Origin of the sequence: Flagellimonas flava, from assembly GCF_050617915.1 — a bacterium.
GTDB lineage: Bacteria > Bacteroidota > Bacteroidia > Flavobacteriales > Flavobacteriaceae > Flagellimonas > Flagellimonas flava_A.
The window spans coordinates 203834-217731 of record NZ_JBODQE010000003.1; the positions used below are offsets into that span (position 1 = coordinate 203834).

The window sequence follows — 13898 nt, forward strand, 5'->3', positions numbered from 1 at the left end:
CTTATGTCTGAAAAGCTAAAAGTAGCCCTTGTACAGACACCCTTGCATTGGGAAAACCCCGAGGCTAATAGGACTATGTTGAGTCATAAAATTGAAACAATCCAAGATAACTTGGACCTCATTGTGCTACCAGAGATGTTTACATCGGGCTTTACCATGTCTCCCCAAAACATCGATACCTCAGAAGGAGCTAAGACTATAAGTTGGATGCAGGATCTGGCTAAAAAGTCCAATGCGGCCATAGTGGGAAGCGTGGTTTTTCAGGAAAACAATCAAAACTACAATCGGTTGATTTTTACGCACCCTGACGGGCACGTAGATACATACGACAAAAAACACACCTTTACTTTGGCAGGAGAGGACAAAGTGTACACCGCAGGAACTGAGCGGTTGGTGATAGACTTCAAGGGATTTCGTATTTGTCCTTTGATATGTTATGATCTTCGTTTTCCAGTTTGGGCACGAAATACGCAAGCCTATGACGTTTTGATCTATGTGGCCAATTGGCCCAAGCCAAGAATTGGAGCATGGGATGCTCTTTTAAAGGCACGTGCCATAGAGAATATGTCTTACTGTATTGGGGTTAATAGGATTGGAGTGGATGATCTAGGTTACGAATATTCTGGACATTCTGGGGTGTATGATGTGCTTGGAAATTCTTTGGCGTTTTCCGAAAAGGAAGAAATCCTTTATGCGGAGTTGGAGAGAGAACACATTACAACCTATAGAAACAAACTTAAATTCTTGGAAGATCGAGATGATTTTAGTTTGAAACAATAAAAGTCTGTTCCAATTCCCAATTGGCACGAACGTCAATGGGATCTGGATAGTAGCTGACTCTTTCGGGTTGAATTTTCTTTAGATAACTACCGGTATCCCATTTGCCATTTCCGTTGTCGTCAAAAATCACCCTAATGTTGTATTGCCCAGGTTCCAAGTTTTTGAATTCGAAAGTCTTGGGCTGCTCTGCAAAAAGTTCCCGTAGCATATTGCCACGGTCGTCAGTCAATTGGGCAATCATGGGGTAACGAACGGCCCCGCCAACATTCAAACGCAGGTTTCCATAATCAGCGTAGCTTCCCGTTGAAAATCGGTAATTGAGGGTGTCGTTCTGGATACCAAAAAAGTCCGTGATGGCGCCAGGCATAATTTCAAAGGAATAGCTTTGGTTGGGTTCCAAGGCAAAATCAAAATCCACCTTGTTTTTAATGGAATCCAATGAAAAAGTGAATGGAGAACTGATGGAATCGCTTATAAAGAGTGCAATATGATTGGAATCCAAAGCGGCTATGGGCGTACTGGCCAATATGCTAAAGGTATCCTCAAAATTGAATTGGCGGCCAATGGAAGTGCTAAGTTTGAGCGAATCCAAGGGCAAATTTCTGGTTTTCACCGTAAAAGTGTCCACCTTTTGCATCTTTTCATTGCTTACCGTAAATATGATGGAGTCCAAATCCGTGGGGGTGATCCAAAAATCCAAAGTGTCTTTTTCGCGATCTTTCAGAATCAGGGTTTGGACCGAATCGGCAAGCTCCGTTAAACTTTCAATTTTGATATCCCTGTGATCTCCTTGATAGCCAAACAAGATATGGTTTTTGGCTACATAACTCGGCACGGAAGCACTGTAATCCGGTTCTTCCAAAAACATGTTCAACAGATAAACGGAATCTGTGGGTACAGTAATGGTATCATATAAAAAGCCAATTTTATCCTGCCGTTGGTTAAACATGTTGTTCTTGTTTACATCTTTGACGGCCACAAGAGCATATTTTCCAGCCTTTAGATTTTTCAGTTCAAAAAAGGGAAGACTGTCCAACGTATTGGTAATGTAATTTGGCACGGTCTTATAAATGGTGGAATCGGTATAAGCGGTGTCAATCTCATACAACATAACACTTACAAACTGATCTGCCCTTCGGTTAAAGGCGTCTTTTACGGCCCCAGAAAGGGAAAGCGAATCAATGTAAGTGCCTGTGGAAAACACATAGGTAAGAAAGCTGTTGGGATTTCCTTCATTGTTGTCCACTATACTTTGACCAAAATTCAAGGTATAGGTAGTATTTTCCTGAAGGGTGTCCTTTATAGTCACCTCAATGTATTTGTTTGCCCCTCCTAAAGGTGTAATTTCTGGTGGGTATTTAAGCGGTGGGGATACGATCAACTGATTTTGTACATCTTCCAATTTGATCAGCTCATCAAAGTACAAACGGATTTTCTCAGCCTTGAATTCCGTGGTAAAATTCTCCGGTTCGGTGCGTATCAATTGGGGTGGGGTCAAATCTTTGGGTCCCCCGGACGGATTGCCTCGTTTTGCGCATTGCCAAAGGGCCATTACCATCAGCAACAAAAAAGAAAGACTCAATAGTTTTTTAAGGTACTGCATCTAAAACTAGTGTGGGACAAAGAAACAACTAATTTGAAAAAGGAAAACACGCCTTAATAAATTTTAACCTCTAGGGAACCACGGCCATGCTCAGCACCGATATTTTAATTGGCCCCATTTTGGAAAGGGTTTGGGCACAGGCTTCCAAAGTGGCCCCCGTGGTGATCACATCGTCAACCAGAAGCACATGTTTTATGGAATCCTGGGCTTTGGGCGTCAACTGAAAAACATCTTTGGTGTTCTCCCAGCGGAGTTGCCTATCCTTTTTTGTTTGGGTTTTGGTGTTGATTCTTCTGACCAGGATATCGTCCCTGTATTTGGCATTGATGGAAGCTGCTATCTTCTCTGCAAAGAGCGCTACTTGGTTGTACCCCCTTTTCTTTTGTTTTTTAACATGCAAAGGAACGGGAACCACGGTATCAACATCCTTCAAAGAAGATTCATGTTGAACGATAGAGCCATACCACTCGCCTAAAAAACCACCAATTTGCTCTTGATTTTTGTACTTTAAGTGGTGCAAGATGTTCTTGACAATACCATTTTTCTGGAAAAACATAAAGGAAGCTGCTTTATTTATGGGGATTCGTCCATAAAAAATGCGGTCTACTGGGTTTTCATCGCCAAAGTTGTAATCGGTGAGTGGCACCTCATGTCGACAAACGGTACACAACACGCTTTCTCCTCTGGATAAATGCGCATTACATCCAAAACATACCAATGGCAATAGTATGTTGTGAATCTCGTTTAGTATCTTAGCCAACCTTTTAGGGATCAAATCTTATACGCGTTATAGTAGCCAATTAACCTCATGGATGCCCAAGATAACAATTTCAACTACAAGATTATCTTTGCTGCACTTCTAGCAGTAATCGTGGGTATTCTCATAGCTTTTTATTATAGCTATGCACAATCCAAGAACCAAATGAACTTTTTGGAACAGGAAAAGTCACTTTTGGTCAAAGATCTTACTTTGATGAAAGCGGAGGTTGACCGTCTATCTGGATTGAACGAAGTAAGCGAAATTGAACTGCAAACATCCCGTTTCCGGGTGCAGCAATTATTGGATTCCGTAGGTCGGTTGAATTTTAGCATTATGAAGCTGAAAGAAACCCGAAAGGAACTACGAATGTTGGAAATCAAATTTGATAGCCTAAAACTCAAGAACAATTTCCTTCGCTATAATAACAGCTTATTGGCCAATAGGTACGAAGAGACCCAAAAACAATTGGACGAACTTCGTGGCAGGGCCAGTAACATGGAAAAAGCGGAATCGCTTTTACGGGAGACCAATAGGGAGCTTGCACGGGAACTTAAAATCAAAAGCTACCTAAAACTTCAGGATGCGGAAGGAAGTGGATTCCGACTTAGGGCCGGAAGACCTTTAAAGACCAATAAGGCCTCTACCATTGAAAAATTAAGGGGCTGTGTCACCGTAACCGCTGACCCCAATGAAACGGGGAACGTCAGGGTATTGTACCTACAGTTCCTTGATCCCAATATGTCCATTATTGAGGATAATGCCAATACCATTTCAGTAAGTGGTAATACCTACAGCAAAAAAGTAGAGATTCCGTATACGGGAAAAGAGATCAGTATTTGCGATGCAATTACCGTTCCCGAAGGTTCACTTTCCGAAGGAATTTATACCCTTAACGTGTTTGAGGACGAAAGACTTCTGGCCTCTGCCGAATTTCAGTTGAAATAGTCCTTGTTTTTTAGGTAAAGTTCTATTTTTGCCGAATGGCAAATCAAGAAGACGTTTTTAAGAAGGTAATCTCCCATGCCAAGGAGTATGGGTATGTGTTCCAATCCAGTGAGATTTATGATGGCCTGAGTGCGGTATATGACTATGCACAAAATGGGGTTGAATTAAAAAAGAACATTAGGGAGTACTGGTGGCAAGCCATGGTACAGCTCAACGATAACATTGTGGGTATCGATGCCGCAATCTTCATGCATCCAACAACCTGGAAAGCTTCAGGGCACGTAGACGCATTCAACGATCCCTTGATTGACAACAAAGATTCCAAAAAGAGATACCGTGCCGATGTTTTGGTAGAGGAGCACAGGGAGAAGATAAATGACAAAATCCTAAAGGATGTCAACAAGGCCAAAAAGCGCTTTGGAGATGCCTTTGATGAGCAGCAATTCAGGGAAACCAACCCTAATGTGTTGCGTCGTCAAAAAGAAATTGATGAGATAAGTGCCCGACTGGCGGAAGTTCAGGAAAAGGGAGATTTAGAGGCTTTTAAACAATTGATCTTGGATTTGGGCATTGTTTGTCCCGTTTCCGGATCCAAAAACTGGACGGATGTAAAGCAGTTCAACTTAATGTTCGGTACCAAATTGGGGGCTTCTGCAGATTCCGCTATGGATTTGTACCTAAGACCCGAGACCGCCCAGGGGATTTTTGTAAACTTCCTCAACGTGCAAAAAACTGGACGGATGAAGATTCCTTTCGGGATTGCCCAAACAGGAAAGGCCTTTAGAAATGAGATCGTGGCCCGTCAGTTCATTTTCCGTATGCGGGAGTTTGAACAAATGGAAATGCAGTATTTCATCAAGCCGGGAACCCAGCAAGAGTGGTACGACAAATGGAAGGAAAAAAGATTGAGATGGCACCTATCCTTGGGCATGGGAGAAGAGAACTATCGCTTCCATGATCATGATAAACTGGCCCACTATGCGGATGCCGCCGCTGATATCGAATTTAAATTCCCATTTGGTTTCAAGGAATTGGAAGGAATCCATTCCCGTACCGATTTTGATTTGAGCCAGCACGAGGAATACTCAGGTAAAAAATTACAGTACTTCGACCCAGAGGAAAACAAAAGTTATGTCCCCTACGTGCTGGAAACTTCAATTGGGTTAGATCGTATGTTCCTGGCCGTGTTCTCCAATTCTCTCCAGGAAGAGGAACTGGAAAACGGAACAACTCGAACAGTACTCAAAATCCCTGCCGTATTGGCTCCAACTAAAGCTGCAGTATTACCGCTGCTGAAGCGCGATGGACTTCCTGAAGTTGCCCATAAATTGATAGATGAGCTAAAATGGGATTTCAATGTGATATATGATGAAAAGGATGCCGTAGGCCGTCGCTACAGAAGACAGGATGCAGTGGGAACACCTTTCTGCGTTACTGTAGACCACCAAACTTTGGAAGACGATACGGTGACCATCCGCCATAGGGATACCATGGAGCAGCAACGAGTAAAGCTATCCGAAGTCAAGGAGATTATCTCCAAGGAAGTGGACATGCGCTACTGGTTGCAGAAAATCTAAACTGAAAACCGTACTTCAGATCTGGAAGTCTGGTCAAGATGTCAGGTCGAGATGTCATCTTGAGCGCAGTCGAAAGAGCATCGAGACCTACTTGAACAGTTGGGTTTCTAAGACCTCTCGACTGCGCCTGTCCGCCGACAAAGGCAGGCTCGAGGTGACACTTCATTTATTTAAAATAAACCAGTAATTTCTCCGTCGTCGTTTACATCAATTCCCTCGGAAGAAGGAGTTGCAGGTAATCCGGGCATACGCATGATGTCTCCCGTTATGGGAACCAAAAAGCCAGCGCCGACTGCAATTTCAATCTCCCTAACTGTGATGATAAAGTCTTTGGGCCTACCCAAAAGTTTTGGATTGTCCGACAAGGATTTTTGGGTCTTGGCAATGCACACCGGTAGGTGGTCCAAGCCTAAATCGGTGATTTTCCGCAGGTGTGCTTTGGCTTTGGAGGTATAGTCCACGTATTCTGCTCCGTAAATTTCAGTGGCAATGGTCGCTATTTTGTCCATGACTGGGGAACCCCAATCGTAAAGAGGTTTAAAGTCGGACGCTTTGGATTCCACCACATCAATAACATGTTGCGCCAGTGCTTCGGCACCTTCACCTCCTTTGGCCCATACCTCGGCCAAGGCCACACGTATGCCTTTGGATTCGGCCAACTCCTTGATGACGGCTATTTCTTCATCGGTATCGGTCACAAATTTGTTGATGGCGATTACCGGCACCACATTGAACTTGGCAATATTTTCCAGATGTTTTTCCAAATTGGGCAATCCTTTTTTCAGGGCTTCCACATTGGGTTCCGTCAACGATTTTAGGTCGGCCCCGCCATGATATTTTAAAGCTCTAATGGTTGCTGTGAGCACTACAGCCTTGGGTTTCAATCCTGCACTTTGGCACTTAATGTCAAAGAACTTTTCCGCACCAAGGTCAAAACCAAAACCAGCTTCTGTAACCGTGTATTCCGAGTGCGACATACCCATTCGCGTAGCGATTACAGAATTGGTACCTTGGGCAATATTGGCAAAAGGCCCACCGTGGATAATGGCCGGATTCCCCTCCATGGTCTGAACCAAATTGGGTTTTATGGCATCTTTAAGCAAGGCCGTCATGGCACCTTCGGCCTTCAAATCCTTGGCATAAATGGGTTCTTTATCAAAAGTATAACCCACAAAAATGTTCCCCAATCGCTTTTTTAGATCGCTGAGGTTTTCCGCAAGACAAAGAATAGCCATGATTTCGGAGGCTGCGGTTATATCAAATCCCGTTTCACGAGGTACGCCAGAAGTGGTTCCACCCAGACCCACAATGATGTCCCTTAGCGCACGATCGTTCATATCCATTACCCGTTTCCATCCAATGGTTCTGGGATCAATGCGAAGAGATCTGGTTTTGCTTTGGATGTTGTTGTCAATGACGGCGGCCAACAGGTTATGCGCCTTTTCGATGGCGGCAAAATCCCCGGTAAAGTGAAGATTAATGTCTTCCATGGGCAATACTTGGGAATATCCGCCTCCGGTGGCTCCTCCTTTGATGCCAAATACCGGCCCTAAAGACGGTTCCCTAAGCACAACAGTAGTCTTTTTGCCTAAACGATTTAGTCCCTCGGTAAGTCCAATGGACATGGTGGTCTTACCTTCCCCTGCGGGAGTTGGGGAAATGGCAGAGACCAAGATGAGGTTGCTCTGTTCCGCTTTTGTTTTATCAATGGCTTGTAAAGGTAATTTGGCCTTGTATTTCCCATACATTTCAATATTTTCTGGATCCACCCCGAATTTTTCGGCAATGCTGGAAATAGGTTGTAGGGTAACGCCTTTGGCGATTTCCAAATCGGTCATAGGTAGCTGTTTTGAATTAGTCAGGCAAACGGATAGGTGTTCCTAATTTGCGCCATACAAGATACTATAAACATAGAAGAAAACAGGAAGCTTCAATGGCTTAAAAGAAAGATAAATTCTCAGCTTGAAAACAGAGTTTTAGGAATTCAATAGCTGAAAAAGATGAGGTGCCCGTCAGTAAATACATCGATTTTGATAATTCCATAAATTCCTTATTTTTAAGTGGTTAGATAGATAGCTTTGATTCGAACTTTACTCGTTCTTCTTTTGTTGTGTTCATATGGCGTTCAGGGCCAACTTTCGTTTGAGGAAAGTGCGGCGGCTTTGGGCGTGGATCGCACCTATGGTTTCAGTTTTTATGGCGGTGGACTCTCTTTCCACGATTTTGATGGGGATGGATGGGACGATATCACCTATTCTTCTACCTTGGACCAGCAGTTGTACTTTTTCAAAAACAATGGCGGAACTTTTTCTGAAGTTGACCTTGGTATAGATAACACCTACGAGACCAAGCAAGTACTATGGGTGGATTATGACAATGATGGCGACAAGGATTTTTTGGCTACCAGCATCACAGGCCTGAACAAGTTTTATGTGAACGACGGAAACATGAACTTTACGGACGTTTCCGAAACCTGTGGTCTTTTCACGGACAACCTTTACACCTACGGGGCCACTTTTGGCGATATCGATAACGATGGGGATTTGGATGTCTTTATTTCCAATAGGGATGAGACCACCTTTGAGCAGCACAACTACCTTTACATCAATGAGAATGGGGTATTCATTGATATAACCGAATCGGCGGGTATTGTTTTGGACAACGAACTTTCGTTCTGTGCCTCCTTTTTTGATTACGACAATGACGGATTGCAGGACATTTATGTGGCCAATGATAAGATCAATAACATCAACCGCTTGTACCGAAACCGGGGCGACCTCACCTTTGAGGATGTTTCCATTTCCAGTGGGGCGGGAATTGCCATAGATGCCATGTCCACCACCATTGAGGACTACAACTATGATGGTTGGTTGGATATTTATGTCACCAATACCTCTGCGGGAAACTACCATTTGCGGAACAATGGCGATGGCACCTTTACCAATGTGGCTACGGAATTGGGAACCGTTTTTTTCAGCATTGCCTGGGGGGCTGTTTTCTTGGATGCTGATAATGATACCGACCTTGATTTATACGTGAGTGGTATGCGGGTTGGTGAAAATGAACAACTGCCCTCGGCCTTTTATGAAAACATAGGGGGGAGTTTTGAGATCCCCGAAGGCATCGGTTTTGAGAATGACAACCGTATCAGTTTTGCCAACGCCAAAGGCGATGTGGACAATGATGGCTATCCAGATATTATTGTGCTCAACGATACTGAGGACAACTTCCTTTGGAAGAACACCACTACCAACAATAACAACTGGCTCAAGGTAAAGTTGGAAGGTACAACCAGCAACAAGGAGGGGATTGGAAGCACCATTGAGGTCTTTGCCAATGGCATGCCCCAGTATCGATATACGGTTTGCGGTGAAGGCTATTTGGGGCAAAACTCCAGTTATGAATTCTTTGGTTTGGGAGATGCCACTGCCATAGACTACGTTCAAGTAAAATGGTTGAGCGGCATTGTGGACCGGATTGAAAATGTGGACATCAACCAGGCAATGACCGTGGTGGAAGGGAGCAACGCCATTGAACAGGAGGAAGATGAGGAAGAGGATCCCGTGGAGGAGGAGCTTCCACAAGAAGATCCCGTAGAAGAAGAGGAAAATGAGGAACTGGCCTTTGAAGAACTATCCGAAGAACCCCCGTGCAAGGGCCGACCCCTGGTCATTTTGCCCAACCCTTCCACAGCCAGATTAGTAGACCTATGTGCCGATTTTGGAGGATCCTTTGCCGTTGCCCACGTGTTCAGCATGAGCGGGATTAAACTGAAAAGCCAGACCATTGCTGCAACTGCGCCTATGCTGGATTTGGCAGGACTCCCCAGCGGACTCTATTTGATTAAACTGGAAGTGGGGGACAAAGTGGTGGAGACCAAGCACATTAAGCTTTAACCTTTTGGGCTCGTTTTTCCTGTTTTTGTTTAAAGTAGGCCTTGTTGGCTACGTAGATTAACTTCTTAACCTCGCAGAACACTTGGGATTTATCTGCATTGGTCAACTGTGTGGTCTTTACAATTTCCAGTTCATTTTGCTCTGCCACTTTGGATTTAATGTCCTGTAGTTCCTCAAAGGTATAACTAAACTCTGCGTACAAATGTTCCTTGGCAGGGCGCTTAAAACGGATCTCGGCCGATTTGTCCCAGACCACATAGTCCGGACCCAACAGATGGATCAATTGCACCATGGGAATGGGATCCACGGCAGAGAACATGCTTCCTCCAAAAATGGAATTGACATAATTCCTGTTTTTATAGGTAAGCCGCAATTGCATTTGCACCAGCAGTAGATCTTCCGAAACATGGGTGATCTTACCCGTGCTACGCCTGTACATGGGCGAGAAGTTAAAACCGTGTTTAAGGAGCTGGTGTTTTTTAAAGAACCGTTCCCCAACTCCCATTAAGTTTTGATACAAAGACATACTGGCAAGTTACTTAAAACCCTCGCTAAAAAATTCTTCCAAACTATTTTAACTTATCTGGATTATCGTCCAACTTTTTGGTTTCCGAACCCACTCTGCGTTCCAGTTTTTTTACATCTTCCTCAGCTGGGAGTTCTTCGGGTTTAATACCCCTTTGCAGCATGATCTTGCGAACGGACCTGTTGTTGGTAATGTGCTCGGCCGAAATTTGTCTTTCACTTTCAAGGTTTTTGTCTTTGGTGTTGAACACTGTTATTTCTGTGGCAAAGTCCTTGGCCTTAATGGTTATGGTGGGCAGAAAATCGGCTAAAGCCCTATTTTTTGGAACCCCAAGCTTGTCCTTCATTTGTCGGGTGCTCTTCCCAAACAACGCTTGATCTCCCTTACTGCGGATGATTCCAAAGTTTTTGTTGTTCCCGGTTTGTTCATAGATAAGCTCGGATAGTTCTTTTTCAGATAAACTTAGCTTTTGCCTAGCCTGCAAACGCTCCCAATCTTTGATCCGTTGCTCAATGACCTCCAGTTTTCTGGTCTGGATGGCAAAGTAGTTCTGAGCGAATGCAATTTGTTCCTTGCGGGAATCTCCGTTTTGGGCAATGAGATAACAGGCATAACGGGTGAGCATGATATCGTCTATTTCCCGTTCGCTGCCCGAACCTAGATTAACCATTTTGTTGACGTCAACAAAATGGTCTCCGATAGTGTTACCGGATGCTTCGCACGCTGTTTTTCCTTTAACGATTACTTTTTGGAAATTACGCCATTCCGTGTATCCCAAAAGGTGTTGCAAGTCCCTTGCAAACCAAAACTCAATACCATTCTCTGTGGTTTGGGAATGGCCCTCAAAATTGTTGGACAATGATTTGATTACTTCTGCTTTCATGTTGCCATTTGATTAGGTTAGTGGATTTGGGGATGCCACGGGCCCATACAAGATAGCAAAAGAAGGAACCACTAATCAAAACCCTCGCTAAAAAATTCTTCCAAGGTCATGTCAAAAGCTTGGGCAATTTTTAGCAGACTGGTGTATTGAAGATCTGTGCCTGTTTCATAGCGGCCATATTGGGCTCGATGAATGTCATTATCAAAGGCAAAATTCTCATAACTTGAATATCCTTTTTTTATTCGAAGCGATTTAATTCGTTTGGCAAGTTTCTGAACTTCTAGTGATTTATCCATGAGGTTAAAGGAATTAAGAGCACTATTAATTGGTTACTACTAATTAGTAGACATTTCTAACTTTTTTCGTATGTTTGACACGAATTATATCGATTACACGAATTTTTTATGCTAGAGCAGGCGCAAATTGAACAATTGAATAATTTGATAAAAGAGGGTTACGGCTCACCTGAGCGGATGGCACAATGTTTAAGCCAAGTGATTTTTATGCTGCACTTTCTGGAAGAGGAAGTTTTTACCCAAAGAGAAATTCAGAGTTCCGCAGATTTGCTACGGGCATTGGGGGAGGTTTTGAGGTGAATGTCTTGTATATGATTGATTGCGACTTTTCCAACGGAAAATGGCCGCCACAATTAATTATTCACCGTGTTGGAGGGAGTTTTTATCCTATTCATAAATCTTTTTTTTCGAATCCTTCTTTTTCCCTTTAATATCGGGCTTAAGTCGCTGGTGTTTGCAATTCTATCAGGAATAATTATGGATTCTCCCGTTTTTAAAACTATTTCTATATACGTGAAATCAGTGAATGGAGGTCCATCTCCGTAGGATTCAAATAGTTTTAAGTGTCCAATTTCTGATGGGAGAATTTCTTTTTTAGTTATTCCATCATGAATAATAAGTTTTGGAATCTCTTTATCAAGAATAACTATTTTATTTCCTCCCTCTCTTTCATATGCTTGACGATAAATCACGATTCTAATCAATGTGAACAAAATGAATATAAAAGGAGATAAGACCAACAATACTTTCCAAATCTGATTTGGGTTGCCGATAATTCCTTTGGCAAGAATCACAGCTAAAATACCTCCTAAGAATATCGCACATATTGTCCAAAACCATGTGTCCGTATGCTTTTTATATTTAAAATATTGGGTATTCATAAATTACCGCCAACTTGTTTATATAGATGTAAAAAGTATCCTTATTCACCCAAATGTAGTGTACAAATGGAATAAAACGTAAACAGAATTTGTTTCCAAACTTAAGCTGACACCTTGAGTTAATAAGACACCTGAAACTCCACCACATCACTCGCCTTAAACCCTATCCTATGCGCCATAATTTCCAGTTGGGTGCCATTTTTAACCGTAAAAGGCGCACTATACACTTGCCATGGAGAGAGAATGCTGTCTTGCTTTAGGGTTCGGTAGCCAATACTGGCCCCCTTGGTGGGGCATTCCATGCTAAGTTCACTGTCCATCTGGAGCACCACAGGCTTTTGGGTCATGGGTTGTTCCTCTGCACCTTGCCAAAGCTGGGCAATCAATTCCCGTTCTGGCAGGTTGGGCTGGTCGCCAATCTCGGCTAGCCAACGGTCCATTTCTGTACTTAGCTCTTGGAGTTTTTGGGAATATTCGGGTTGGCCCGCCAAGTTGTTGATCTCATGGGGGTCGTTTACGCAATCGTAGAGCTCTTCTTTGGGCTTACTTTCCCTAAACCAGATGGACTGCACTTTGTTGAGGGTTCCTTCATCCCGCATGCGCAAGAGTTCTTGCATGGTGGGGATACGCTCGCGATACGTATTGGCCAAATAGTTGCCCTGTTCGGGTCTATAGTTTCGCACATATTTGTAGCGGTTGTCCCGCACCGCTCGGATGGCATCGGTTACGCCATCAAATCGGTCTGCAGCTCCGTGGATGTATTGTCGTTGTTCCTCATCTCCCAAAAAGGTTTGGCCTTGCAAGTAATCGGGTGGGGTTTGGCCGGCTAAGGAGAGTACCGTAGGTACAAAATCTATAAAACTTATGAGTTGGTCATCTATGGTTCCGGCCTTCTTTTTATCCGGGAAGCGCACGATCATGGGTACGTTCAGCCCGGAATCGTACACCAATCTTTTTTGTCTAGGCAAAGGCCCACCATGATCGGCATAGAAAAAAATGATGGTGTTGTCCATAAGCCCATCTTCTTCCAGTTGATTTAGAATTTCGCCAATCTGACGATCCATCAGCGCAATATTGTTGTACATTTTCCAAAGGTCGCGGCGCACCACTTCGGTGTCGGGCAAATAAGGGGGAATGGGAAACGGAGTGTCCTTGGAGATGACTTCTTCCCTTTTGTAAGGTTCAAAAAGCCCAGATTCATGGGTGACCCCAAAATTAAAAATGGAATAAAAAGGCTGTCCTGGAGCTCGGTTTCTCCAATGGCCATCCTTGCCATTTTGGTCCCAAGCGGTCACAGGCGCCTTAAATTGATAATCGTTTTTGGCATTGTTGGTACAGAAGTAGCCCAGCTTTCGCAAATGTTCACTCAACATCCTAACCTCCGCAGGGGGAATTGCCTCGTAAGCGGGTAAACCTGTTACTTCGGTATAGGAATGGGTGCGCATGTGGCTGGCCCCAATGCTTGTGGGGTACATACCCGTAGCTATGGCCGCCCGGCTGGGGGCACAAACCCCGGAAGGAGAAAAGAGATGGGTGTAGCGAATCCCTTCCGAAGCCAATTTGCTGAGGTTGGGGGTTACCACAGTAGAATCCCCGAAAGGAGGGATATAAGGCCCCATATCCTCCACCACCAACCACAAAATGTTGGGTGGAGGGGTAGTTACTTCGGAGCTGTCTTTAGGTTTGGTATTGCAGGCCCATATCAAGATCAAAACAAATAGGGTCAGCGAACTTTTTAATCGTAACATCAT

General features: G+C 43.8%; 13 protein-coding genes. 5 read left to right on the forward strand and 8 right to left on the reverse strand.

The window, feature by feature from the left end; genetic code table 11:
* The first annotated feature begins 3 nt into the window (after positions 1-3).
* On the forward strand, positions 4-780 hold the full coding sequence (locus ACRHOZ_RS09485) for an amidohydrolase (RefSeq protein WP_431125034.1): 777 nt from the start codon (positions 4-6) through the stop codon (positions 778-780).
* Here the strand turns inward: ACRHOZ_RS09485 and ACRHOZ_RS09490 are convergent.
* Both ACRHOZ_RS09490 and ACRHOZ_RS09495 read right to left on the reverse strand, forming a co-directional pair.
* Positions 764-2383, reverse strand: coding sequence for an Ig-like domain-containing protein (locus tag ACRHOZ_RS09490; protein ID WP_431125036.1), 1620 nt, complete (start codon positions 2381-2383; stop codon positions 764-766). The two genes, ACRHOZ_RS09485 and ACRHOZ_RS09490, sit on opposite strands and share 17 nt — an antisense overlap.
* Positions 2384-2453: 70 nt before the next feature.
* Positions 2454-3143, reverse strand: coding sequence for a ComF family protein (locus ACRHOZ_RS09495; protein ID WP_431125038.1), 690 nt, complete (start codon positions 3141-3143; stop codon positions 2454-2456).
* Positions 3144-3191: 48 nt separating this feature from the next.
* On the opposite strand from ACRHOZ_RS09495, the gene ACRHOZ_RS09500 reads away from it, so the two are divergent.
* Positions 3192-4088: a hypothetical protein gene (locus tag ACRHOZ_RS09500; RefSeq protein WP_420401170.1), complete on the forward strand. Its 897-nt coding sequence runs from the start codon at positions 3192-3194 to the stop codon at positions 4086-4088.
* A 35-nt stretch (positions 4089-4123) separates the two neighbouring features.
* Positions 4124-5665: a glycine--tRNA ligase gene (locus tag ACRHOZ_RS09505; protein ID WP_431125040.1), complete on the forward strand. Its 1542-nt coding sequence runs from the start codon at positions 4124-4126 to the stop codon at positions 5663-5665.
* Between the two features lie 170 nt (positions 5666-5835).
* Here ACRHOZ_RS09505 and ACRHOZ_RS09510 read toward each other — a convergent pair whose 3' ends face one another.
* A complete protein-coding gene (locus ACRHOZ_RS09510; protein ID WP_431125042.1) occupies positions 5836-7503 on the reverse strand; it encodes a formate--tetrahydrofolate ligase in 1668 nt (555 codons plus the stop codon).
* 240 nt (positions 7504-7743) lie between these two features.
* Here ACRHOZ_RS09510 and ACRHOZ_RS09515 point away from each other — a divergent pair, with 240 nt between their 5' ends.
* On the forward strand, positions 7744-9561 hold the full coding sequence (locus ACRHOZ_RS09515) for an FG-GAP-like repeat-containing protein (RefSeq protein WP_431125044.1): 1818 nt from the start codon (positions 7744-7746) through the stop codon (positions 9559-9561).
* Here the strand turns inward: ACRHOZ_RS09515 and ACRHOZ_RS09520 are convergent.
* The 3 genes from ACRHOZ_RS09520 to ACRHOZ_RS09530 form a co-directional block, all read right to left on the reverse strand.
* The gene (locus ACRHOZ_RS09520) at positions 9551-10087 is read right to left on the reverse strand and encodes a DUF4442 domain-containing protein (RefSeq protein ID WP_431125046.1); all 537 of its coding nucleotides are present in this window, start codon (positions 10085-10087) and stop codon (positions 9551-9553) included. The genes ACRHOZ_RS09515 and ACRHOZ_RS09520 overlap by 11 nt on opposite strands.
* A 43-nt stretch (positions 10088-10130) precedes the next feature.
* Positions 10131-10970, reverse strand: a complete 840-nt coding sequence (dinD, locus tag ACRHOZ_RS09525) for a DNA damage-inducible protein D (RefSeq protein WP_431125048.1) — start codon at positions 10968-10970, stop codon at positions 10131-10133.
* 71 nt (positions 10971-11041) lie between these two features.
* Positions 11042-11266, reverse strand: coding sequence for a helix-turn-helix domain-containing protein (locus tag ACRHOZ_RS09530; RefSeq protein WP_431125050.1), 225 nt, complete (start codon positions 11264-11266; stop codon positions 11042-11044).
* 108 nt (positions 11267-11374) lie between these two features.
* Between ACRHOZ_RS09530 and ACRHOZ_RS09535 the strand changes: the two genes are divergently transcribed.
* On the forward strand, positions 11375-11566 hold the full coding sequence (locus ACRHOZ_RS09535; protein WP_431125052.1) for a hypothetical protein: 192 nt from the start codon (positions 11375-11377) through the stop codon (positions 11564-11566).
* Between the two features lie 53 nt (positions 11567-11619).
* Here the strand turns inward: ACRHOZ_RS09535 and ACRHOZ_RS09540 are convergent, their stop codons facing one another.
* Entirely contained in the window at positions 11620-12147 is a 528-nt protein-coding gene (locus ACRHOZ_RS09540; protein WP_431125054.1) for a hypothetical protein, read from the reverse strand.
* Between the two features lie 119 nt (positions 12148-12266).
* Complete coding sequence (locus ACRHOZ_RS09545; protein WP_431125056.1) at positions 12267-13898, reverse strand: sulfatase family protein; 1632 nt, start codon at positions 13896-13898, stop codon at positions 12267-12269.

Coding starts and splice junctions, on each gene's coding strand:
- ACRHOZ_RS09485 (WP_431125034.1), top strand. CDS start 4: ATGTCTGAAAAGCTAAAAGTAGCCCTTGTACAGACACCCTTGCATTGG.
- ACRHOZ_RS09490 (WP_431125036.1), bottom strand. CDS start 2,383: ATGCAGTACCTTAAAAAACTATTGAGTCTTTCTTTTTTGTTGCTGATG.
- ACRHOZ_RS09500 (WP_420401170.1), top strand. CDS start 3,192: ATGGATGCCCAAGATAACAATTTCAACTACAAGATTATCTTTGCTGCA.
- ACRHOZ_RS09505 (WP_431125040.1), top strand. CDS start 4,124: ATGGCAAATCAAGAAGACGTTTTTAAGAAGGTAATCTCCCATGCCAAG.
- ACRHOZ_RS09510 (WP_431125042.1), bottom strand. CDS start 7,503: ATGACCGATTTGGAAATCGCCAAAGGCGTTACCCTACAACCTATTTCC.
- ACRHOZ_RS09520 (WP_431125046.1), bottom strand. CDS start 10,087: ATGTCTTTGTATCAAAACTTAATGGGAGTTGGGGAACGGTTCTTTAAA.
- dinD (WP_431125048.1), bottom strand. CDS start 10,970: ATGAAAGCAGAAGTAATCAAATCATTGTCCAACAATTTTGAGGGCCAT.
- ACRHOZ_RS09530 (WP_431125050.1), bottom strand. CDS start 11,266: ATGGATAAATCACTAGAAGTTCAGAAACTTGCCAAACGAATTAAATCG.
- ACRHOZ_RS09535 (WP_431125052.1), top strand. CDS start 11,375: ATGCTAGAGCAGGCGCAAATTGAACAATTGAATAATTTGATAAAAGAG.
- ACRHOZ_RS09540 (WP_431125054.1), bottom strand. CDS start 12,147: ATGAATACCCAATATTTTAAATATAAAAAGCATACGGACACATGGTTT.
- ACRHOZ_RS09545 (WP_431125056.1), bottom strand. CDS start 13,898: ATGATGTTACGATTAAAAAGTTCGCTGACCCTATTTGTTTTGATCTTG.